This window comes from Bradyrhizobium sp. SZCCHNR3119 (assembly GCF_032487775.1).
GTDB lineage: Bacteria > Pseudomonadota > Alphaproteobacteria > Rhizobiales > Xanthobacteraceae > Bradyrhizobium.
Genome location: NZ_JAUEUV010000001.1, coordinates 2042200 through 2063009, shown reverse-complemented (window position 1 = coordinate 2063009; position 20810 = coordinate 2042200). Strand labels below are relative to the sequence as shown.

The window sequence follows — 20810 nt, the reverse complement described above, 5'->3', positions numbered from 1 at the left end:
GACGTCGGGCGCGCGCTCACGTTCGGCTGCGGCGGATGGCCCTGAACTCGGTGACGAGACGCCAGTTCGTTCCCCCGTCAGTGGAGCTGTCGCCACGCCAGAGAAACGAATGATCCGTGATGTCGCGAAAGCTCCAGCGGATCATCCGGCCGTTCTCGTCGGTGCCGAGCTGCACGATATCGTCGCCTTCGGCACGGCCGATCATCTGCAGAAAGATCTGGCCGACCGGCTCGGACCATTGGATGCGCCAGGCGTCAAGCCTGGTGTCGTAGATCCGCAGCGTCGTGCCGTAAGGGCCCGGCCCATCGCCGCGGTCCCGCTGCCCGCGCTGTGGCACGATCCAGACATCCTGAACGGCACGGCCTTCGAGCACCCAGCCGAAATGCCACTCGCCATTGCGCCGCCGCATCGGTGCATTCTCGGGGAAATGCACGACGTCGAGATCCCATGAGCCGATGAAGCGGCCATAAAGGCCCATTTTGTCGGCACGATCGGCAGACGGACCGTCAGCGCCGAGCGCGTCGAGAAATGCCGATGTGGTCATGAGCTGCCTCCCAGCGCCTTCTGCATGGCTGCCGCACCGAGCTCCATCTGCCCGTCGATATAGGGGGCGATCTCATGCGGCAGCACGTCGGTGATCCAGATCATCCGGCAGCGGGTTTCGCCATCGGGGACGATCTGGACCGAGGCGCTGTGTTGGGTGATGCGCTCGTGGGCCACGGAGTAGACGAGGCGTCGTCGCGCGTCGTCGCAGTCGACCAGCCTCTCGCGTGCCACGCTCCCATTGGCGAATGTCAGGATACGCACATCATCGTCGAGTTTGGCGTCGAGCACGAAACCTGGAGCAAGCCGTATATGCACCGCCGCGAAATCGCGCACCGCGTCCCATGCCGCAGCAGCCGGCGCGTCAATCGGAATATCCTTGTGAATGGATGCCATAATGCGTCCTCCCGCTCAAACGCAGACCGCTTCGATGTTGTTGCCGTCGAGATCGATCAGGAAGGCGGCGTAATAGGTCGGGCTGTAATCGGGACGCGGTCCGGCCGTGCCATTGTCGGCTCCGCCGGCCTTGAGCCCTTCGCTGTGGAATTTACTCACCGCTGCATGATCAGGCGCGCGGAAGGCGACATGTGCGCCGCCATGCCGTTCGGCTCTGGTGAGGTGCAACCACAGCGCCGGAGCGCCTTTCGGGCCGAAGCCCGCCGAAGTCTCATCCTTTGAGCACAGCACATGGCCAAGCGGCGCCAACACGGACGTGTAGAACCGCACGCTTGCCTCAAGGTCGTTCACCCGCAAACCGACATGATCGTACATCAATGATCTCCATGTTGCGCGCAACGGTCGCGCGCCATGGCGATCACCTAGTCAATGGCGGCTCAGGCGTTCTTGGAAAATCTTGCGCATGCCCCTTGATGCTTGGCGGAACTTCAATGGCGAAACGCCGGCTGCGCGGGTGAATGTGCGGGTGAAGTTAGAGAGATCGGCAAAGCCGACATCGTAGGCGATGTCGGTCACGGGCGCCTCGTCCTCGCTGAGCCTCTGCGCGGCATGGCGCAGCCGAGAGCGCAACAGGTATTGATGCGGGGTGACGCCGAGTGCGGCCGCAAACAGCCTGAGGAAATGGAATGGGCTGACCCCAGCCTGGTACGCGGCGCTTTCGAGGTCGACGGCACGATGCGAATTGGCATCGATCCACAGCGCGGTCTCAACCGCACGGCGGCGGTCACGCGCGGTCGCCGCCGCTGGTTTCGCCGGCTTGCCGGAGATGCTTGCAACGAACCGGCTGGCGAACACGTGGCCGATCTCGTCGAGGCCGAGGTCGCTGTTCCCCGCGGCCGCGGCCTGGGCGAGTTCGCCGATCACCATCAGCTCGGGCAGCGGAGGTGCGGCGCCGGCCTGCCAGACGTCCTTGCTGCCGCCGATCTCCTGCACCAGCTCGGGTGCGAGAAAGAACGACAGGCATTCGTCGCCACAGACGTGGTCATGCGTACACATGAACTCGTCGCCGGGATGTCCGATGAGGACCGAGCCTGCGACCAGCTCAAAGAACCGGCCGCGGTGGTGGCAACCGAAGCTGCCTTTGCGCACGTAGGAGACGGAATGGCTTTCGAACTGCTCGACATAGGGCCGCTCGCCCGGAGCCGCGGTGCAGCGGAACGCGGAAACCGTAACCGAACGGCCAGTGAGCAGGATGGAAGTTGCCATCCCCCGAACCTAGTGAGCGGCGCGCGAGTGATCAACCTTGAGCAGGGCGTCGAACAAAGTGAGGCCGGTCTGCGGCGCTGCGCCTTCAAGCGACAGCAGCCGACGCTGGGAGATCGCGCCCCAGTTGGGCGAGATCCTGTCGATCCCTCCTCCGGCGAGCACGCGATGGCAAGGCACGATCAGCGGAAATGGATTCCTCGTCAGCGCCTGTGCGACCGAATACAGCGCGCCCGTGACATGCAGGCTGGCTGCGATCTCGTCCGGCTTGCGCGTTTCGCCGCGCGGGATGCGGCGGAGATAATCGTAGACGCGCTGGTTGAACGGCGTGATGCCGGTCATGTCGAGGCTGACATCGGCGAACTCGGCCTGCTGGCCGCGCAGCATGAGGACGATGCCCTCGATGGCAAGTTCGGCATTTTCGGGCGGACGAAGCTCGCGCGCTTCGGGAAATTGCTTGAATAGCCGCCGGCGTGTCTCGATCTCGCGTGCCTCCGGCAATTGCACTCCGACGACACCGGCATCACTCCAGGCAATGCCGCAGCGGCCGATCGCCGTATCGAAGATCGTATACCCACGCCCCATGACGCCACCCCACCCTGGAACGGATCATATCTTCGTCACGATTGGCCGCATCGGGTTTGTACGAGTTGTAAACATGATGCGCCGCGACAGGGCGCGGCTCAATCGGGGGCGACCGCTAAACCGCACCGGCGTGGTGTCAATCTGGATGTGATGTCCCGGCCTCAGCGGCGCGAGCCGCCCGCGCGTCCTCCGCAAAGTCCGGGTCGTGGGCCAGCCAGAGCTCCAGGAGAGTCAGGAAGGTCACGATCAGGCCGATCGAGATGCTGACATGCATCGCGGAGCTGTGGACGAAGCCGAGCAGCCAAGGCGCGGCGATGAGCCAGAGACCGAGCGCCAGCTTCAGCCACTCCTCCCAATCTGCGAAGGCGAGGACGCCGGCGGCGGATAGCGCGATCAGGGCGTAGCCACCGATTTCGGCATCCAGCCGCCCGGACGCCCGGGTGAAGCCGAACAGCCACGGGGAGGCCGCCAGGAAGATGCCGCAGAGCAAAGTGTAGAGGTCGAGCGCCGATGGGCTCCACAGCGTGGCCCGGGTCTTGCGGGCGATGAGGGGGCTGATCATGGATATGGCTCCGTGCCCGGCCGATCGCGGCAATGACACAGAGCCGCTTACGGCCTCACGCTACACAAGCGCCGCGTCCCACTTTGGTTCCAGCGCCTCGTAATGTGGCGGATCAAGATCAGGCGATCGGCGGGGCGTCTGTCCCGCCGCCGGGTGTTCGAAAGGGCAGAAGTTCGCGCCGCCAACAAGCCGCTTGGCGGAGAGCGCGGTCTCGGCTAATCATGGGCCTGCGCGGGCGTAGTTCAATGGTAGAACGGCAGCTTCCCAAGCTGCATACGAGGGTTCGATTCCCTTCGCCCGCTCCAATTTGCCCCGGATGGCCCTGACCGGCCTAGCCTTTGGGCCCGGACAGCGGCTTGTCCGCTCCCGGCCGTTTGGCGTACATGGCGTCGATCTCCTTGGCGAAGTGGCGCTCCAGCGCCGGGCGCTTGTTCTTGAGCGTCGGGGTGATCAGTCCGGCATGGATGGTCCAGGGCTCGAGCGTCCACCACACCGCTTTCGGCGTCGCATAGGCCGGATAGCTTTTCACGGTGCGGGCGATGTGCCGAAGCAGCGACGCCGCCTCGACCTCCGGGCCTCGCAGGCCATGCACGGCGAGCTTCTTCTGCTGCTCGGCCCAGCCCTTTGGGTTAAGCACGACGAGAGCGGCCAGGAATGGGCGATTTTCCCCGATGACGAGCGCCTGATCGAACAGTGGGTCGGTCAGAATCGCGGTTTCGAGATCTGCAGGGGCGATCTTCTCTCCGGTCGAGGTGACCAGGATGTCCTTGATCCGGCCAGTGATGGTGATGCGCCCGCTCTCGATGCGGGCCTGATCGCCGGTATGCAGCCAGCCGTCGGCCTCTTTGACCCGGGTGGTTTCCTCCGGCTTGCGCCAATAGCCGAGCATCACGCTGGGGCCGCGGACCAGGAGCTCGTCATTTTGGCCGAGCTTGACCTCGATGCCCGGCAGTGCGCGTCCCACCGTGCGTGGATCATTGTCGTCCGGCGTGTTGACGGCGACAACGGGCGATGTCTCGGTCATCCCATAGCCCTGCAGCACGTCCAGCCCAAGCGCGAGGAAAAGCCGCACCACGGGTTCGGCGATCGGTGCGCCGCCGCTGACGGCCACGCGCAGGCGTCCGCCGAATTGCTTGAGCACGGTGGTGGCGACGAGCCGGTTCAGGAGCGGCCACGCCAAACGGTCCAACAATGACGCGGCCTTGCCCCCGGACTGGCGCGCATCGAAGCGCCGGCCGCCGATCGAGAGCGTCAGATCGAGCAAGGCGCGCTCGACCGGCCCGGCGCTCGCGCGATGATGCAGCACCAGCGAATAGATGCGCTCATAGATTCGCGGCACCGAGATCAGAAGCGTCGGCCGCACCGCGATCAGGTCTTCGGGAAGCTGCTTCACAGAACGCGCATAGGCGACGCAGGCGCCGAGCGCGATCGGATAATAATAGCCGCAGGTGCGCTCGAAAGTATGCGACAGCGGCAGGAACGAGAGGAAGACATCGTCCTGCTCGGCTGAGAGCAGCTGGTGGATGGCCTTGAGATTCGCCACGACGTTATGGTGCGAGAGCATGACGCCCTTCGGCCGCCCGGTCGTGCCCGAGGTGTAGACGATGGCGGCAAGATCGCTGGGCTGCGCCGCAACCTCTTGAGGCTGCAAGGCGGTCGGCGCTGCGGCGGCAAGCCAAGCGTCCAAGCTGATGACGCGCGGGTCGGTCTTCGCAAGCTCCGGCGTGGACTCGAGAGTCGCGCACACGACTCGCCTGAGAGTCGGAAGCGCATCGCCGACCGCTACGATCTCGTTCCAGCGCGCGCCGGAATCCACGAACAGTAATTGTGCGCCCGAGTCTGCGAGGATGTAGGCGATGCTGTCCGGGTTATCGATCGCGTGCATCGGCACTGGGACCAGGCCGCGCGACAGCGCCGCTTGATCCATCGCGACATGTGCGATCCCGTTCGGCATCAGGATCGCAAGGCGTTCACCTTTGCCGAGGTCTTCGGCGGCGAGCGCGCGCCTGAAGCGATCGAACTCGCGGTCGATCTCGCGCCAGGAGAAGCTCATCCACCGGCCCTGGTCCGGATCGAACTGCCGATAGGCTTCCTTGTCCGGCGTCAGGCGCACGCGCCAGTGCAGCAATTCGGGCAGCGTCCTGACACCGGAAAATCCGTCGATATCGTCAGCCGGTTCGGATGAATGGGCGATCGGTTTTGTCTCGACTTGCACGCTTGCCTCGAAATGATGCGGCGCTCGGCTTGAAGCTCAAGTTCTTGCAGGGCCGTGGCCTTGATGTTGACCTAGCGCAAGCGGGAGCGGTCCGGCCATTCATCTCCGACATGGGAGCCAAGCACTTGCATAAAAGGAGCGGTATTGGAGGCACCGTGCTGTCACGCTCTGCGCAAAGCCTTGCGGCCGCCCCCGGGGTCCAGGTAGCGGCCGCAGTCCATCACGATCGGTCCAATAATGGGTGGACCTCAGACGCCGTCGGGCACCTGATCGAGGAAGCCGGTGATACGGCGGATACGACCGTCCTTGAGTTCGGCGAAATCGGTGCCTTTGATCGGACAATCGGCGCCATCCGGGCCCAAGCCCCAGCAGAAGCGCAGGTTGTCGCCAAAGCCGTTGGCTTGACCGATCAGACGGAATCGGAAATCAGGAAAGCGCGTCTGGATGCCTGCGATCAGTGCATCGACGCCGTCGTGGCCGTCGCCGCGCATCAAGGGGTCGACATAGACGGCATCCTCGGTCCAGTTGGAGGTAAGCAGGTCGCGCCGCCTCTGTGGCGCGCGCTCGTTCCAGAGCGTGATGTAGGCGTTTGCGATCGCAGCGGTATCGGTCATCGGTGCTCTCCATCTTGTGAAGCGAGAATGGTGTGATCATCGCGCTTCCCGCACACATATGCGATTACGTCGCAGGTCATCGCGGCCGCGATAACGAAACTGTAAGTTGCCGCTCCATAATACGGAGACTATTTGATGCGCGCGCATGTAAATCGTGCCGTGATGCTTGGCCGCAAAGGACGACGACTGATGAGACCCGACACATGGAGATGGATCGCTGTCGGACTTTGTCTTGCGCTGTTTGCGGCCGACACCGTGTTGAAGTCGCCGGAAAAGCCCAATCATATGGTGTTTTTCGAACTGCGTCGGGGCGATAGCCCGACCATGATCGGCATGATGCGCGATGATCTTTTCAGACTGCCGGGCTTCCGTGCCAGCCGCCTTCAGCAGGCGCTGGCGCAAGGACAGCCGTTAACGGTTTGGCAATACGCGTTAAGAAAGAGTGACGACGGCAGCTATCAGGCGCTGCCGGACAAGCAGATTCAGCTGACCTCGGACGACGCGTCGCGAATCACGTTTGGTGCGAGCATCCGGCTGCCGGATAACTAGCCTTGCTCGATCGAGCGCCGCATCTGGGCGCGGATCGTTTCGCTGCGATCTTCGGACCAAGCGTCGGTCCGATGAGGCGGACGAGCGCACCAACGTGCTTCGTGACGAAGAGCGTGTGGAGCCCGACAGCAGGATCATCATCCACGAGCGCGATTGCGACTAAAGGGTCGCGCCGGCCACGGCGGCAAGGGCGCGGAACGGATTGTCGACCAAAGCAAGCCCCGGGAGAACCCGGGGCTTTTTTGCGACCGCGACATGGCTATCTGCCGTCGAAGTAGGCCAGCCTTCTTGGGACGCTCAGACCCTGCGATCGCCGACACTGGGGAACCCGACCGCGAGCCCGTCAGGCCACGACAAGCTCAAGGTGCAGCGAGGCTGCAACACTTGAGCTGAATTTACTGTGAGCCACAGAGCTGTCCTGGACAAAACCATGATCTCGAAACACGCTGCACGTGCGATCGGGATTTGGCTTCGTGCACCGCTCTGGGGAGCGGCAAGCGAATTTAAGTCCGTTGCGGTCCACGCAGCACAAGAAGCGCATCACAGTCGGTCAGATCGGTTTCGACGGGATTGAACTGGGGCTCGACATGAAATTTTTGACGGGGTTGCTTGCGGTTGTCCTCTTGCTGGCGGGGATGAGCGCCAGTCAAGCCGTGGTCCGCATTGCCGATGACCGTGGTGGCCGGATTGGAACCTACGTCGACAAATACCAGGGCCTGCGGTCTTCGGGGGAATACGTCATCATTGATGGGCTCTGCGCGTCGGCCTGCACGATCGTTCTCGGTGCGATCCCCCATGACAGGATTTGCGTCACCTCCCATGCCAGCCTCGGCTTCCATGCGGCCTGGGATTTCGGTTCCAATGGCCGGGCCGTCACCAACCCGGAAGCCACCCAGATGCTCTATTCCATGTATCCGTCACCGATCCGGCGCTGGATCTCCCAGCGCGGCGGCCTCACCCCACGGATGATCTTCCTGCGGGGGAGGGAGCTGCAGACGATGTATCGGCCCTGCTACATGGACGCCCAGGCCTCATCGCGCGCGCCCCAGGGCACCGCGCCCAACGTGCCGGCGCTCTCGCCGGCGGCGGCCAAGGCGTCGGCATCCCACTAATCGGGCTCGTTCAGCACGACGTGATCCGTGACGCTTGCCCCGGGGGCTTGGCGGGCCTATCTCGGGGGCAGCGGCCGATGATCTCAGGCATCGGTCTTGCGAGCACGCCATGATCCAGCCCGTTTCATCGCCACAACAGATGCCGTCGACACTCCCTGGCGCGCGGCGCGGAGCGCAAGCGGCCGGGCTTGCCGCCGGCATCGTAGCCGTCGGTCTGGTCGCGGGCGCAGTGGTGCTGTGGGCCCGGTATGGAACCGCTGTGTTCTTCGAGACGATCGTCTCCGGCCTTGAGGCCTGTTTCTGAGTCGGAGGTGAAGCCGTCATGAGCATCGAGCGTAGCGCGGCCCGTCCGCTGGTGATCGTCGGCGCCTTCGCTGCCAGCCTGCTGGTCGGGTTCGCGTTGCTGTTTCTGGTCATGGGCGGAGGTCGGAACATCGCCGCACCGGCCGCGATCGGCGGTCCGTTCCAGCTGACCGACCAGAACGGGCAGACGGTCACTGAAAAGAGCCTGCAGGGGCGCCCGACGCTGATCTTTTTCGGCTTTACGCACTGCCCGGACGTCTGTCCGACCTCGCTGTTCGAGATATCCGAAGTGCTGCGGGCGATGGGCCAGGATGCCGACCGGGTGAATGCCTATTTCATCTCGGTCGATCCCGAGCGCGACACGCCGTCGGCAATGAAGGATTATCTCTCGAGCTTCGATCCACACCTGAGGGGCCTGACCGGAGACCCCGAAGTGATGGCCAAGGTCATCTCGGAATACCGGGTCTACGCCAAGAAGGTGCCGCTGAAGGACGGCGATTACACGATGGATCATACCGCCCTGGTCTATCTGATGGACCACGACGGCCGGTTCGTCGCCCCCTTCAACCTGAAGCGGACCCCGGACGAAGCCGCATCCGAGCTCAAGAAATACCTTTAGGTCCGGTTAACGCCGCACGAGCCCGATTCCGGCCGCGCAATCAGCCCTCGAAAATGCGACAAGATGGTCTATAAGGCCGGTGATCCCCGATATCGCCGATGCTGACGACCTTGTTCCAACGCGCATACCATTCTCTGTCGAGCTGCGCCCTTATGGCGGTCGTGGTCGTCTGCGTCGTGCTGGCGTCCGGCAGCCGGCAGGCCTGCGCCCAGACCTTGCCCAAGCCACCGGTGGAGGCCGCGCCGCAGGCGGTGCCCGGCTTCTGGGACCCCAGGCGACGGCCAGAACGGCCGGATCTGTCGCGCCTGACTGTGATCCGCTTCCTGACCGAAACCGACTATCCGCCGTTCAACTTTACCGGCCCTGACGGTAACCCGGCCGGCTTCAACGTCGATCTGGCGCGGGCGATCTGCGACGAGATCAAGGTGACCTGCACCATTCAGATGCGCCGGTTCGACACCCTGCTCGATGCGCTCGCCTCCAACAAGGGCGACGCGATCATCGCCTCCATCGCGGTGACGCCCCAGATGCGCGCCAGGGTGGATTTTTCCGATCCGTATTACCGCGCGCCGGCGCGGTTCGTGTCGCGTAAGGACGCGGTGATGACGGATATCAGGCCGGAATATCTCGAAGGCAAGAAGGTCGGTGCCGTCGCCGGTTCGGCGCATGAGGCCTATCTGAAGGCGATGTTCACCGACGCCGAGATCAAGTCCTATCCGAATGACGAAGCCCTGCGCCAGGCGCTACGCCGCGGCGAGGTCGATCTCATCTTCGGCGATGGCATATCGCTGGCGTTCTGGATCAACGGCACCGATTCGGCCGATTGCTGCGCCTTCTCGGGTGGTCCCTTTGTCGAAAGCCGCTATTTCGGCGAGGGCGTCGGGATCGCGGTCCGCAAGGGCAACGATCTGTTGCGGCAGGCGCTGAACTGGGCCTTGTTCCGGGTCTGGGAAAAGGGCCGCTATACTGATCTGTGGCTGCGCTATTTCTCGATCAGTCCGTTCTGATCACGGACGTCATTCGGGGGCACGCGAAGCTCGCGCCGCCCAGGAATGACGGCCAAGAATGTCGCTGCGCTCCCCCGTCATTGCGAGGAGCGGAGCGACGAAGCCATCCAGATGCCCTTCGAGGCTGGATGGCTTCGCTTCGCTCGCGATGACGCTTGTGTTAATTTTCTGCTCTTTTGGAAGCCGGTACTTCAGATGTCCACGATCGACCTCGTCACCATGAGCCCGAGCGACCTGCGTGCGCTCGCAGAACAATCCAACGCCTGGCCGTTCGAGCAGGCGAAAGCGATCGTGGCGCGGCTGAAGAAGCACCCGAAAGACGAGGTCCTGTTCGAGACCGGCTACGGTCCCTCGGGCTTGCCGCATATCGGCACCTTCGGCGAGGTCGCGCGCACGACCATGGTGCGCCATGCCTTCCGCGTGCTGACCGAAGACAAGATCAAGACCCGCCTGCTCGCCTTCTCCGACGACATGGATGGCCTGCGCAAGGTGCCGGACAATGTGCCGAACCAGGAGCTGCTCGCGCAGCATCTCGGCAAGCCCTTGACCAAGGTGCCCGATCCGTTCGGCACGCATGACAGCTTCGGCGCGCACAACAACGCGCGGCTGCGCGCCTTCCTCGACCGGTTCGGCTTCGATTACGAGTTCGCCTCATCGACCGAGTACTACATGTCGGGCCGTTTCGACGCCGCGCTTTTGCGCATGCTGGAACGGTTGGAGAAAGTGATGGCGATCATGCTGCCGTCCCTGCGCGAGGAGCGGGCAGCGAGCTATTCGCCGTTCCTCCCCGTCTGCCCGCGCACCGGGCTCGTGCTCTACGTGCCGATCGTCGAGCATGACGTGAAGGCGGGCACGATCTCCTACGACGACCCGGAGACAAAGGAGCGTGTCACGTTGCCGGTGACGGGCGGACACTGCAAGCTGCAGTGGAAGCCGGATTGGGCAATGCGCTGGCATGCGCTCGGCGTCGACTATGAGATGGCCGGCAAGGACCTGATCGACTCGGTGAAGCTGTCGGGCAAGATCTGCGCGGCGCTCGGCGGCACGCCGCCGGAGGGCTTCAACTACGAACTGTTCCTCGACGAGAAGGGGCAGAAGATCTCGAAGTCCAAGGGCAACGGGCTCACCATCGACGAATGGCTGCGCTACGCCTCGCCGGAATCGCTGTCGCTGTTCATGTATCGCGAGCCGAAGGCGGCGAAGCGGCTCTATTTCGACGTGATTCCGCGCAATGTCGACGAGTATCAGCAGTTCCTGGAGGGCTTTCCGCGCCAGGATGCCAAGCAGCGGCTCGGCAATCCGGTCTGGCACATCCATTCCGGCCATCCGCCGAAGGCTGATATGCCCGTCACCTTCCAGCTGCTGTTGACGCTGGTGTCGTCGTCGAATGCGGAGAATGCCGAGACCTTGTGGGGCTTCATCGGCCGCTACCGCCCCGGCGTGACGCCTCAGACGCATCCGAAGCTGGATGCGATGGTCGGCTATGCCATCAACTACTACCGCGATTTCGTCGCGCCGACGAAGGTGTTCCGCGAGCCGACCGAGAGCGAGCGCGCCGCGCTGCAGGACCTGCGCGATGCGCTGTCGAACCTGCCGGCTGATGCGCCTGCCGAGGAGATCCAGAACGTGGTCTATGAGATCGGCCGCCGCGAGCCGTTCCTCGATCACGCCAAGAAGGGCAAGGACGGCCGTCCCGGCGTCTCGCTCGACTGGTTCAACATGCTCTATCAGGTGCTGCTCGGCCAGGAGAAGGGGCCGCGCTTCGGCTCCTTCGTTGCCGTGTACGGCATCGCCAATGCCGTTGCCATGATCGACGGCGCGCTGGCGCGCTCGGCGTAGTCGCAGGGACCGTACCGGCGCTTGATGTCAGGTCCCGGGCACTGTCAGCGTCATCCGCGCCGGTGCGTCGCTCACGGCGCGGCCGAGCGTCAGCAGCACGCGGTTGATCGGTGTCGGAATCCGGTGCCGCTCGCCGGCCGCGACCACGGCGCCTGTTAGCGCCTCGATTTCGAGCGGCCGGCCGGCGATCCGGTCGAAATACATCGAAGTGCCGGCCTCAGGCGGATAGGTGAGGAGCGTTGCCAACAATTGCTCCGGCTCATCGTCCGGAAAGCGCGCGCCAGCGGCACGCGCCACGGCTGCGGCTTCCTTCAGAATATCGAGACACAGCGCCTTCACGTCACCGCGCCGGAACACCGCCTGTCGCTGCAAGGTCAGCGCCGTGACGGGATTGGCCATCGCGTTGAGCAGCAGCTTGCGCCAGACCAGCGTCTTGAAATCCGAGGTCACGAGAATTCGCATGCCGGTGCCGTCGAGCAGTGCGGCGAAAGCGCGGCCGTCTTCGTCATCGCTGACCGCAAATTCATGGTTGCCGGCGCGGCGGAGGCGCACGCGATCAGGCGCGAGGCGTTCGCCGTTGTAATAGACGATGGTCGGTACCACGGCCGCATCTCCGACGAATGGCGCCAGCCGGTCCGCATGTCCGATGCCGTTCTGCAGGGTCGCGATGCGGGTGCCGGGACCGCAGAGGCGCTGCAGCCAGGCTGCGGCGGTTTCGGTGTCCTGCGTCTTCGTGCACAGCAGAACCCAATCGACCGGCTTGCCTTGGTCAGGATCGGTCAGTGAGCGGATCGGGACCTCAATCGCTCCTTCCGAGTGCTCGACGACGAGGCGGTCGATCGGCCGCCTGACACAGGCGATGACGTCGTGGCGATCGAGCGCCGCCAGCTGTCCCGCGATCACGCCACCGATGCTGCCGAGACCGATCACGGCCACCACCGTCCGTTCAGAATCTCCAGTGCTTGCCATGTCGCGCGGCCCTCCCATTGCATTCCGGAGGGGTATCGTCGCGAATCCCGACGGGAATTCGAGGGCAATTTCAGCCAACCGCACTCACAGCTGGGTGACTACGCAGGCGGCCAGTGGAGCGATTGACGAGCGCAGCGCTGGCCGCCTGGGCGAAGCCGCTTGGCTCAGATCATCTGCAGCACGAATCGACGGTCGAGTTGCTGCACGGGGCGCGCGTTCATCGGATAGAGCTTTGCGAATTTCGCCACATCCGCCTCCGCGACCTCGATCGGATCGGTCAGCAGCAGCCACTCGACGACTTCCGAACAAGGCGGCGTCGTCAGCGAGCCGGCGTAGCGATAATATGAGCGCCGCATCGGCAACAGCGCATTCGGGTTGATGCGGGCATCCGCCTTGATCGCGGGCCCTTCCTGCTGCGGCATCGTCGCGACGATCTGCGCAAAGGCAGGATTGGGACGTCCCGTGGTCATCAGCACACCGACAACGGCGAGGCCGCCCGACGCAGCCCGGTGCACGAAATGGGCTTCCATCGGAAAATTCTTGCCGCCGATCTGATGTTCGCTCGGCCGGTGGAAATGCACCTGCAGCAGCTTGTAGGTGGTGTCATCGAGCTTCAGCGTGCTGCTGCCGTCGGCGAAATTGAGCTGGATCGTATGGCCGTTGTTGACGATGGTCTCCGCGGTTTTGCCCCAGGAGAGTTTCAGGTTCGGCAGGCGGGCCTTGGTCGGGTTTTCGATATCGACCGGGGATTGCTGGGTCCCGACCGCGCAGACCTTGCTGGCCGCGTCGAGGTCGCCCCATTTCGCAGGGCCGGTATTGCCCTCATAGCTCCAATGTTCGCCTTCCGCTGCGAAGCCGGGCGTGGCGCAGACGGGGCAGAGCGCGAGGCCGGCAAGGGCCTTCAATGCGTGACGACGGTTCATGGGCAATCTCCGGACGAAGTGTGATGAAAAAAATAAAGGGGGCGACATCAGCGGGGCCCGCCATTGGGCGAATCGCCGGTCCCAGGAACGCATGAAACGCGTTAATCTTTGCTGATCGTGCCATCCTCGTCCTCCCGCCATGGTGAGGACAGGGGACAATCTCTGCGAGCGTTTTTGGGCGGCCACCCGGCCAAACGGTTCTTGAGTTCGGTCGCACCTGCCGATACGGTCCCGGCTCGGCGAAAACGTCAACGAACTCAACACCCCCGGCAGGACCGCTGCGAGATGCCCAAAATCTACAAGATCTGTCCCGCGCCTGCCTGGCGCGAGGCCGAGCGGCAGGGCGTCTATCGCGGCAGCGCGGATGATCTGCGCGATGGCTTCATCCATTTTTCCACCGCGGCGCAGGTGCCGGAGACGGCGCGCAAGCATTTCTTCGGGCAGACGGCGCTGTTCCTGGTTGAGGTCGAGGCGGATACCCTCGGCGATCGCCTGCGCTGGGAGCCTTCGCGTAATGACGAGCTGTTTCCGCATCTCTATGGCGAGCTCGATCTCGTCGCGGTTACCGCGGTGCACCAGATGCATGCGCGTCCGGACGGCACCCACGACATTTCCGGGCTCGTGCCGTGATTCGCGCCTTCGATACCGTGTCATTACCGCTGCTGCGCTGGCTCGATGCCGAGGATGCGCATCGGCTGGCGATCCAGGGCCTGAAGCTGCTGCCGGCGATCCGGCCGCGTGCTGACGATCCCAAGCTGGCGGTGCGCGCTTTTGGGCTGAACTTTCCCAACCCGGTCGGCATGGCCGCGGGCTTCGACAAGAACGCCGAGGTGCCGGACGCGCTGCTGCGGCTCGGCTTTGGCTTCGTCGAGATCGGCTCGGTGACACCGAAGCCGCAGAGCGGCAATCCACGGCCGCGGCTATTCCGGCTGGAGCGGGACGAAGCGGTGATCAACCGGATGGGCTTCAACAATGACGGCGCTGAGCTCGTGCTGCGGCGGCTTGCCGGCCGCGCTCATCAGGGCGGCATCGTCGGGGTCAATGTCGGGGCCAACAAGGATTCCACGGACCGTGTGGCCGATTATGTGCGGCTGATCGAGACCTTCGCGCCGGTCGCGAGCTACTTCACGGTCAACATCTCCTCACCCAACACCCCGGGCCTGCGCAACCTGCAGCAGGCAGCGCAACTCGACGATCTCTTGGCCAAAGTGCTGGAGGCGCGCGATCGCGTGAAGGCGAAGGCGGGCGATACGCCGGTGCTGCTGAAGATCGCGCCCGATCTCAGCCTCGCCGAGCTCGACGACGTGGTCCATGTTGCGCGTTCGCGGAAGGTCGACGGCATGATCGTCTCCAACACGACGCTGTCGCGGCCCAAGAGCCTGCGTGAGCAGGTGCGGGCCAAGGAGCAGGGCGGGCTGTCCGGACGGCCGCTGTTCCGGTTGTCGACGCGGATGGTCGCAGAGACGTTCGTGCGCGCGGAGGGCGCGTTTCCGCTGATCGGGGTCGGTGGCATCGATTCCGGCGGCGCGGCGCTGACCAAGATTCGTGCCGGGGCCAGCCTGATCCAGCTCTATTCGTCGCTGGTCTATAAAGGGCTGGGTTTGATCGAGAGCATCAAGGCCGACCTCGCCTCGACCTTATTGCGCACCGGACGAGAGTCGCTGTCGGAGATCGTCGGTGCCGACGCGGCGACCATTACTGCGGAAGATTGGCCAGTTTAGCCTCCGTCCTATTCCGCTGCCATTCCCCGACAAGCGCTGGAGATGGCGAGAGTTCAGGCCTTCCCAAACGATGCCTTCATCAGCGCCGGATAGCGCAGGCCCTGCAAACCGCCGCGCGCGGCGTAGTGAGCGAGGAAGGCGAACCATAGCCCGGTGTTGCCGGTGCTGCGCAGTGCGAACCAGGTAAGCAGGAAGATGCCGAGCGACGCGATCATGAGGTTGCGCATGTCGCGCACCCAGGTCGCGCCGATATAGATTCCGTCAAACGCGAAGGCGAACACCGCGAGCAGCGGCGATACGATCACGAAGACGAGGAAGTCGCGGGCGGCGAAGCGCACAGCAGGACTCGCCGTCATCAGCTCGATCAGCGCCGGGCCGAACAAGGCCAGGGTCGTGCTGACCATGAGCGAGAAGCCAAAACCCCAGGCGAGGATCAGCCGGGTCGCGCCGCTGAAGGCGCGCCGGTCGCGGGCGCCGATGGCGTAGCCGCAGAGCTGCTCGGCGGCGTTGGCGAGACCATCGAGAAAGAAGGCGCTGACGAGGAGGAAATTGTTCAGCACCGCGTTGGCAGCCAATGTGATATCGCCGGCGCGCGCGCCTTGGGCATTGAAGAACAAGAACACCGTGATCAGCGCTGCGGTGCGGATCATGATGTCGCGGTTCACCGCGAGCATCCGCCTCACGCCGTCGCCGTCGAGCAGCGCCTTCCGCGATAGCGCGATGCCGTCCGGCAACAGCCGTCGCGCCAATGCGACGCCCAGGATGAGGCCGACCGCTTCCGCGACCACGGCGGCGATCGCGGCCCCGGCGATCCCGGCGTCCAGCACCAGGACGAGGAGCAAGGTCACCGCGACATTGGTCAGGTTAATGGCGATCTGTACCGCGAGCGCCAGCCGCGCGCGGGCCTGGCCGATCAGCCAGCCGAGCACGACGTAATTGGCGAGGGCGAGCGGCGATGACCAGATGCGGATGGTGAAGTAGGTCCTGCCGGCGCGGGTCACCGCCTCGCTTCCGCCCATCGCGCTGAAAAGCACGCCGAAGAGCGGCAATTGCAGCACGATCAGGATGCTGCCGATCCCCGTAGCGAGTGCGAGACCGCGCACCAGCACCACCTGCAATGCGTCGCGTTCGCCAGCTCCGAGCGCTTGCGCGGTGAAGGCGAGCGTGCTCATCCGCAGGAAGCCGAACAGCCAGAACAGGCAATCGAAGATCACGGAAGCCATGGCGACGCCGCCGAGCAGGCTGGCTTCGCCGAGACGTCCGATCGCGGATGTCGCGACGATGCCGATCAGCGGCGTGGTCAGGTTTGCGACCATGGCCGGGCCCGCGATCGCGAATACCTGCGCGCTGGTCACGTTGGACTTTGTGAGTCCCGGGGAATGCAATGGACGCTCGCTTGTTCGTTCGCCGGACTCTTGCGGCGCGAGCGCTCGTTTATCGGCGATTCCCTACCGCCGCTAGAGCGCGATGCTCATGCCGTCATGCGCGGCTGTGTAGGGCAGCGCGTCCAGGCGAGACAGCATGTCGTCGCTCATATGGGTGAGGACGAGGCGCTTGGGACGGATCTCGTCGAGATGCGCTTCCAAGGTGGCAAGGCTGAGATGATTCTTGACGGCCTTGTCGTAAGTATAGGCTTCGGCAATGAACAGGTCGGCCTGCCGCCCAAGCGGAACCAGCGTATCCGTCCACTCGGTGTCGGCGCTGTAGGCGACGATGCGGCCTTCAGCCTCGATCCGGTAGCCCAGGAACGGACCGCCGGATTCGCCATGGACGACGGGGTAAGGCGTCACGGCGACCTCGCCGAAGCGGACTGTCTGCTCGGGTTCGAGGCTCAAGACCGAGAGTTCGAATTTCTGCCGAGTCTTGGACGAATTCTCGAACAGCGCCTCCATGACCTGCGTCAGACGCGTTGCGATGCTCGTCGGGCCGGCAATGACGAGCGGCTTCGTTCGGTGCGAAAATTGCGCATCCAGCAGGAAGAAGGGCAGGCCGGCGAAATGATCGCCATGGAAATGCGTGATCAGGATCAGCTCGACATCGTTGCGGACGATGTCGAGCCGCTTCAGCGCCGCCAATGACGAAGCGCCGCAATCGATCAGCAGGTTGGTGCTTTCGCCGGTGAGATGGAAGCAGGTGTTGAAGCGGCCGCCGGAGCCGAAGGCATCGCCGCAGCCGACAAAGCGGAGCTGCATCGGCAACGATCCCTCACCTGCCGCGCGGCGTAAAGATGCGCGACAGGAGCCAGATCGGGATCACGATGACGGCGCCGAGCAGGAAATAGCGCCAAAGCCAGTTGATCGCGTCGAAGCCGAGCTCATAGAGCCGCCGGACCAGGAGGCGAATGCTGTTGAGAATGTTGAGCGGATCGAAGCCGATCGCCGACAGCACGACACCGACCAGGACCGACAGGAGAATGAGCCGGAAAGCGACCGACAGCGGCGAGCCGCCGAGAAAGCGGTAGAGGCCATCCTGGCTGCTGCGAGCCGGATAATCCCTGACGTCGTTCGACATGCCATCGTCTCCTGGGAACAAATGCGTGAAGCCCATTATAGGCAACGCCGAGCAGGTGGGGAACCCGCCGTGTCGCCGCAAGCGGCTTACCGGCTTTTAATGCGGGATCACGGTGTGGCCGCGCTTTCCGCCTTCAGCATCCGCTCCAACGTCTCCAGCCGGTCGGCGTCGCGCGGCGGCTTGTCCCAGCGCAGCCGGTTGATGCGCGGAAAGCGCATGGCGATACCGGATTTGTGCCGCGCCGAACGCTGCAGTCCCTCGAAGGCGACCTCGAGGACCAGCCCCTGGTCGGGCTCGTGCACGACCTCGCGCACCGGGCCGAACTTCTCGACCGTGTTGCGCCGGACGAAGCGGTCGATCTGCAATAGCTCCTCGTCGGTGAAGCCGAAATAGGCCTTGCCGACCGGCACCAACTGGTCGCCGTCATCGCCTGCGGTCCAAACGCCGAACGTGTAGTCGGAGTAGTAGGATGAGCGCTTGCCGTGGCCGCGCTGCGCATACATCAGCACGGCGTCGATGATATCGGGATCGTGCTTCCACTTCCACCATTGTCCCTTCGGCCGGCCCGGCAGATAGACCGCGTCACGCCGCTTCAGCATGACGCCTTCGACCGCGTCGGCGTCCTCCCCTGCGCCGGCCGCGGCGGGATTGGCGCGTGCCGCCTTCAGCTCGCCCCAGCTTGCAAACGCAATGGTCGGCGACAGATCGAGCCTGATATCGTCGAGCCGCTTGACGAAGGCTTCAAGGTGCTCGCGGCGTTCGGCGAAGGTCAGTTCGCGCAGGTCGTTCTCCTCGTCGGCCAGCAGGTCGTAAGCACGCAGATGGATGGGATACTCCTTCAGCAGCTTCGGCGAGACCGTTTTCCGGTTCAGCCGCTGCTGTAGCACGTTGAAGCTCTGCACACGGCCGTCGCGAAGCACCAGCAATTCGCCGTCGATAGCGGCCGGCAGATGCAGCGAGGGCAAGAGGTCCGGGAAGCTGCCGGTGATGTCCTCGCCGCTGCGCGAATAGAGCCGCGTGACCATGTGGCCTTGTGGGTCACGTCCGCTGACGGCCTGGACGCGGATGCCGTCCCACTTCCATTCCGCGATGTAGTCAGTGGGATCCATATTGGTGAAGTCCTCGTCCTCCAGCGCATGGGCCAGCATCACCGGGCGGAACGGTGCGGGATCACGGTTCTCCGGCTTCTCGCCGCGGCCTTCGAGCCAGGCGAACAGGTCCAGATAAGGCGGCGACAGGCCGGGCCAGATCAGCTCGATCTCGTGCGGGTCCTTGTCGCCGAGCGCGGCGGCCGCGGTCTTGGCGAGCCGCGCGGAGATGCCGATCCGCAGAGCGCCGGTGACGAGCTTCAGCAACGCCCAGCGTCCGGTCTCATCGAGTTCGTCGAGCCACCGCGCCAGCTGCCGCGGCAGGTCGGTCTTGCCGAGCGTGCGCAGCGTGGTGACGACGTCGGTGAGAGTCGGTGGCGGAGGGCTGTTGTGGAAGTGGGGTGGCCGCGGTTCTTCACTCGCATCGGACTCGCGGTACCCCCCTTCCTGACCCTCCCCCACAAGGGGGGAGGGAACGGTGAGAGCAGTGATCGAGGCGGAATGCGTGTTGGTCGAGCCCGTGCTCGAAATTGTCCGAGATGGAAACTCCGCACGCAACGCGGCTCCCTCCCCCCTTGCGGGGGAGGGGTGGGGAGGAGGGCTCAGGAAAGATTGCCCATGATCGCCCTTCGGCCACATCAGCGCCACCGTCTCGGAGAGGTCGCCGACATAATCATAGGACAGCGCAAACAGCATCGGGTCGGTGCGGGCGGCAATGAGGTCGCGGATCAGTGCGGGCTTGGCGTGCTTGAACGACAGCGCGCCGGTCAGCGCCGCCAGCGCATAGCCGCGATCGGGATCCTCGACCTCGCGGAAATAGGACGTGATGAGGCGCAGCTTGTTGTTGCGCCCGGGCTCGTAGGCGAGACGGTCGAGCAGTTCGGCAAAGCGGTTCATGCCTCTGCTTCCTCTGCCGCTGTCAGCACCTCGGTCTCTTCCTCATCGCCATAGCCGACGAGATCGAGCGGCCGTGCGGCGAGCCCCTGCGATCGGCACCAATGCACCAGCGCGTCTTCCTGCCCATGCGTGACCCAGACCTCGCGGGCGCCGGTCGCCGCAATGGTCGCAGTCAGCCCGTCCCAATCGGCATGGTCCGAAATCACCAGCGGCAGCTCCACGCCGCGTTGCCGGGCGCGGGCGCGCACCCGCATCCATCCGGACGCAAAGGCCGTGACCGGATCGGGAAAGCGCCGGGTCCACAGATCGGAGGTCGCGCTCGGCGGCGCCAGCGTGATCGTGCCGGCAAGCTCGGCCTTCTTCCTGCCCTTCACGGGACGCAACTCGCCGAGCGGGACGCCCTGTGCCTCATAGTAGCTGGTAATCTTCTCCATCGCGCCGTGCAGATAGATCGGCGCATCGTAGCCGGCCTCGCGGATCAGCGCGATCACACGTTGGGCTTTCCCAAGCGAGTATGCGCCGACGAGATGGGCGCGCTCCGGAAACAGTGCGACGGATGCCAGCAGCTTTTTCACCTCCGCCGCGGCATCGCCATGCCGGAACACCGGCAGGCCGAACGTTGCTTCGGTAATGAAGACATCGCATTGCACGAGCTCGAAGGGTGCGCAGGTCGGGTCGCGCGCATCCTTGTAGTCACCGGAGGCGATGATGCAGGTATCCTTGCACGATACCTTGATCTGGGCCGAGCCCAGCACGTGCCCGGCCGGGTGGAAGCTGACCGTGACATCGCCGAGCTTGATCGTCTCCCCATAGCGTATCGCCTGCGTCGAGCCGGCAAAATGATCGCCGTAACGCAGCCGCATGATGTCGAGGGTTTCCTGCGTGGCCAGCACCGCACCGTGGCCGGCGCGGGCATGGTCGGAATGGCCGTGGGTGATCAGGGCACGTTCGACCGGTCGCGTCGGATCGATATGGAAGCCGCCGGCCTTGCAGCACAGGCCGGCGGGGACGGGCATCAGGATGTCTTGCGGGCGCATGTCGATCATATATAGGAACCTCGATGCATCAATCGAGACCGCCTCAACTCAGTTCCG

Annotated in this window: 23 protein-coding genes and 1 tRNA gene; 9 read left to right on the top strand and 15 right to left on the bottom strand. The window is 64.3% G+C overall.

Going from position 1 to position 20810, the window contains the following annotated elements:
- Positions 1–16 precede the first annotated feature (16 nt).
- From QX034_RS09770 to QX034_RS09745, 6 genes are all read right to left on the bottom strand, one after another.
- Positions 17–544, bottom strand: coding sequence for a hypothetical protein (locus tag QX034_RS09770; protein WP_315702768.1), 528 nt, complete (start codon positions 542–544; stop codon positions 17–19).
- On the bottom strand, positions 541–939 hold the full coding sequence (locus QX034_RS09765; protein ID WP_315745196.1) for an SRPBCC family protein: 399 nt from the start codon (positions 937–939) through the stop codon (positions 541–543). The genes QX034_RS09770 and QX034_RS09765 overlap by 4 nt, the downstream gene beginning before the upstream one ends.
- A 15-nt stretch (positions 940–954) precedes the next feature.
- Positions 955–1314 (bottom strand): VOC family protein, encoded by a 360-nt coding sequence (locus QX034_RS09760; protein ID WP_315745195.1) that lies wholly within the window; start codon positions 1312–1314, stop codon positions 955–957.
- 51 nt (positions 1315–1365) lie between these two features.
- Complete coding sequence (locus QX034_RS09755) at positions 1366–2205, bottom strand: helix-turn-helix transcriptional regulator (RefSeq protein WP_315702771.1); 840 nt, start codon at positions 2203–2205, stop codon at positions 1366–1368.
- A 9-nt stretch (positions 2206–2214) separates the two neighbouring features.
- A complete protein-coding gene (locus QX034_RS09750) occupies positions 2215–2787 on the bottom strand; it encodes a methylated-DNA--[protein]-cysteine S-methyltransferase (RefSeq protein WP_315745193.1) in 573 nt (190 codons plus the stop codon).
- A 136-nt stretch (positions 2788–2923) separates the two neighbouring features.
- A complete protein-coding gene (locus QX034_RS09745; RefSeq protein WP_315702773.1) occupies positions 2924–3349 on the bottom strand; it encodes an SPW repeat protein in 426 nt (141 codons plus the stop codon).
- Between the two features lie 231 nt (positions 3350–3580).
- Here QX034_RS09745 and QX034_RS09740 point away from each other — a divergent pair.
- A tRNA-Gly gene (locus QX034_RS09740) sits at positions 3581–3654 on the top strand.
- 26 nt (positions 3655–3680) lie between these two features.
- Here QX034_RS09740 and QX034_RS09735 read toward each other — a convergent pair.
- Positions 3681–5543, bottom strand: a complete 1863-nt coding sequence (locus tag QX034_RS09735; protein WP_315703177.1) for an AMP-dependent synthetase/ligase — start codon at positions 5541–5543, stop codon at positions 3681–3683.
- Positions 5544–5812: 269 nt separating this feature from the next.
- Complete coding sequence (locus tag QX034_RS09730; protein WP_315702774.1) at positions 5813–6178, bottom strand: nuclear transport factor 2 family protein; 366 nt, start codon at positions 6176–6178, stop codon at positions 5813–5815.
- Positions 6179–6313: 135 nt separating this feature from the next.
- Here QX034_RS09730 and QX034_RS09725 point away from each other — a divergent pair, with 135 nt between their 5' ends.
- The 6 genes from QX034_RS09725 to QX034_RS09700 all read left to right on the top strand — a co-directional run bounded on the left by QX034_RS09725 (position 6314) and on the right by QX034_RS09700 (position 11607).
- Entirely contained in the window at positions 6314–6727 is a 414-nt protein-coding gene (locus tag QX034_RS09725) for a hypothetical protein (RefSeq protein WP_315702775.1), read from the top strand.
- 587 nt (positions 6728–7314) lie between these two features.
- Positions 7315–7839, top strand: a complete 525-nt coding sequence (locus QX034_RS09720; protein WP_315703178.1) for a hypothetical protein — start codon at positions 7315–7317, stop codon at positions 7837–7839.
- Positions 7840–7948: 109 nt separating this feature from the next.
- Complete coding sequence (locus tag QX034_RS09715; protein ID WP_315702776.1) at positions 7949–8143, top strand: hypothetical protein; 195 nt, start codon at positions 7949–7951, stop codon at positions 8141–8143.
- A gap of 18 nt (positions 8144–8161) precedes the next feature.
- Entirely contained in the window at positions 8162–8761 is a 600-nt protein-coding gene (locus tag QX034_RS09710) for an SCO family protein (RefSeq protein ID WP_315702777.1), read from the top strand.
- 98 nt (positions 8762–8859) lie between these two features.
- Positions 8860–9768: a transporter substrate-binding domain-containing protein gene (locus tag QX034_RS09705; protein WP_315702778.1), complete on the top strand. Its 909-nt coding sequence runs from the start codon at positions 8860–8862 to the stop codon at positions 9766–9768.
- Positions 9769–9963: 195 nt separating this feature from the next.
- Complete coding sequence (locus QX034_RS09700; protein ID WP_315702779.1) at positions 9964–11607, top strand: lysine--tRNA ligase; 1644 nt, start codon at positions 9964–9966, stop codon at positions 11605–11607.
- 27 nt (positions 11608–11634) lie between these two features.
- On the opposite strand, the gene QX034_RS09695 is transcribed toward QX034_RS09700, so the two are convergent.
- On the bottom strand, positions 11635–12576 hold the full coding sequence (locus QX034_RS09695; RefSeq protein ID WP_315702780.1) for a 2-dehydropantoate 2-reductase: 942 nt from the start codon (positions 12574–12576) through the stop codon (positions 11635–11637).
- Positions 12577–12740: 164 nt separating this feature from the next.
- Entirely contained in the window at positions 12741–13499 is a 759-nt protein-coding gene (locus QX034_RS09690) for a carbonic anhydrase family protein (protein WP_315702781.1), read from the bottom strand.
- Positions 13500–13784: 285 nt separating this feature from the next.
- Here QX034_RS09690 and QX034_RS09685 point away from each other — a divergent pair, with 285 nt between their 5' ends.
- Together QX034_RS09685 and QX034_RS09680 are read left to right on the top strand one after the other, a co-directional pair.
- The gene (locus QX034_RS09685; protein ID WP_315702782.1) at positions 13785–14129 is read left to right on the top strand and encodes a DUF952 domain-containing protein; all 345 of its coding nucleotides are present in this window, start codon (positions 13785–13787) and stop codon (positions 14127–14129) included.
- Entirely contained in the window at positions 14126–15220 is a 1095-nt protein-coding gene (locus tag QX034_RS09680; protein ID WP_315702783.1) for a quinone-dependent dihydroorotate dehydrogenase, read from the top strand. Before QX034_RS09685 ends, QX034_RS09680 begins: the two co-directional genes overlap by 4 nt.
- A gap of 53 nt (positions 15221–15273) precedes the next feature.
- On the opposite strand, the gene QX034_RS09675 is transcribed toward QX034_RS09680, so the two are convergent.
- The 5 genes from QX034_RS09675 to QX034_RS09655 all read right to left on the bottom strand — a co-directional run bounded on the left by QX034_RS09675 (position 15274) and on the right by QX034_RS09655 (position 20753).
- On the bottom strand, positions 15274–16536 hold the full coding sequence (locus QX034_RS09675) for an MATE family efflux transporter (RefSeq protein ID WP_315703179.1): 1263 nt from the start codon (positions 16534–16536) through the stop codon (positions 15274–15276).
- A gap of 141 nt (positions 16537–16677) precedes the next feature.
- Positions 16678–17412 (bottom strand): MBL fold metallo-hydrolase, encoded by a 735-nt coding sequence (locus tag QX034_RS09670; protein WP_316195344.1) that lies wholly within the window; start codon positions 17410–17412, stop codon positions 16678–16680.
- A gap of 13 nt (positions 17413–17425) precedes the next feature.
- The gene (locus QX034_RS09665; RefSeq protein ID WP_315730349.1) at positions 17426–17731 is read right to left on the bottom strand and encodes a DUF6460 domain-containing protein; all 306 of its coding nucleotides are present in this window, start codon (positions 17729–17731) and stop codon (positions 17426–17428) included.
- A gap of 107 nt (positions 17732–17838) precedes the next feature.
- Complete coding sequence (locus QX034_RS09660; protein WP_316195342.1) at positions 17839–19716, bottom strand: ATP-dependent DNA ligase; 1878 nt, start codon at positions 19714–19716, stop codon at positions 17839–17841.
- Positions 19713–20753, bottom strand: coding sequence for a ligase-associated DNA damage response exonuclease (locus QX034_RS09655; RefSeq protein ID WP_315728337.1), 1041 nt, complete (start codon positions 20751–20753; stop codon positions 19713–19715). The genes QX034_RS09660 and QX034_RS09655 overlap by 4 nt, the downstream gene beginning before the upstream one ends.
- Positions 20754–20810: the final 57 nt, after the last annotated feature.

Bases quoted from the DNA above. Each gene is read 5' to 3' on its own strand.
- QX034_RS09715 (WP_315702776.1), top strand. From the start codon at position 7,949: ATGATCCAGCCCGTTTCATCGCCACAACAGATGCCGTCGACACTCCCT.
- QX034_RS09690 (WP_315702781.1), bottom strand. From the start codon at position 13,499: ATGAACCGTCGTCACGCATTGAAGGCCCTTGCCGGCCTCGCGCTCTGC.
- QX034_RS09755 (WP_315702771.1), bottom strand. From the start codon at position 2,205: ATGGCAACTTCCATCCTGCTCACTGGCCGTTCGGTTACGGTTTCCGCG.
- QX034_RS09770 (WP_315702768.1), bottom strand. From the start codon at position 544: ATGACCACATCGGCATTTCTCGACGCGCTCGGCGCTGACGGTCCGTCT.
- QX034_RS09765 (WP_315745196.1), bottom strand. From the start codon at position 939: ATGGCATCCATTCACAAGGATATTCCGATTGACGCGCCGGCTGCTGCG.
- QX034_RS09695 (WP_315702780.1), bottom strand. From the start codon at position 12,576: ATGGCAAGCACTGGAGATTCTGAACGGACGGTGGTGGCCGTGATCGGT.
- QX034_RS09685 (WP_315702782.1), top strand. From the start codon at position 13,785: ATGCCCAAAATCTACAAGATCTGTCCCGCGCCTGCCTGGCGCGAGGCC.
- QX034_RS09745 (WP_315702773.1), bottom strand. From the start codon at position 3,349: ATGATCAGCCCCCTCATCGCCCGCAAGACCCGGGCCACGCTGTGGAGC.
- QX034_RS09730 (WP_315702774.1), bottom strand. From the start codon at position 6,178: ATGACCGATACCGCTGCGATCGCAAACGCCTACATCACGCTCTGGAAC.
- QX034_RS09660 (WP_316195342.1), bottom strand. From the start codon at position 19,716: ATGAACCGCTTTGCCGAACTGCTCGACCGTCTCGCCTACGAGCCCGGG.
- QX034_RS09760 (WP_315745195.1), bottom strand. From the start codon at position 1,314: ATGTACGATCATGTCGGTTTGCGGGTGAACGACCTTGAGGCAAGCGTG.
- QX034_RS09665 (WP_315730349.1), bottom strand. From the start codon at position 17,731: ATGTCGAACGACGTCAGGGATTATCCGGCTCGCAGCAGCCAGGATGGC.
- QX034_RS09710 (WP_315702777.1), top strand. From the start codon at position 8,162: ATGAGCATCGAGCGTAGCGCGGCCCGTCCGCTGGTGATCGTCGGCGCC.
- QX034_RS09670 (WP_316195344.1), bottom strand. From the start codon at position 17,412: ATGCAGCTCCGCTTTGTCGGCTGCGGCGATGCCTTCGGCTCCGGCGGC.
- QX034_RS09705 (WP_315702778.1), top strand. From the start codon at position 8,860: ATGCTGACGACCTTGTTCCAACGCGCATACCATTCTCTGTCGAGCTGC.
- QX034_RS09700 (WP_315702779.1), top strand. From the start codon at position 9,964: ATGTCCACGATCGACCTCGTCACCATGAGCCCGAGCGACCTGCGTGCG.
- QX034_RS09675 (WP_315703179.1), bottom strand. From the start codon at position 16,536: ATGGTCGCAAACCTGACCACGCCGCTGATCGGCATCGTCGCGACATCC.
- QX034_RS09725 (WP_315702775.1), top strand. From the start codon at position 6,314: ATGCGCGCGCATGTAAATCGTGCCGTGATGCTTGGCCGCAAAGGACGA.
- QX034_RS09655 (WP_315728337.1), bottom strand. From the start codon at position 20,753: ATGCGCCCGCAAGACATCCTGATGCCCGTCCCCGCCGGCCTGTGCTGC.
- QX034_RS09720 (WP_315703178.1), top strand. From the start codon at position 7,315: ATGAAATTTTTGACGGGGTTGCTTGCGGTTGTCCTCTTGCTGGCGGGG.
- QX034_RS09750 (WP_315745193.1), bottom strand. From the start codon at position 2,787: ATGGGGCGTGGGTATACGATCTTCGATACGGCGATCGGCCGCTGCGGC.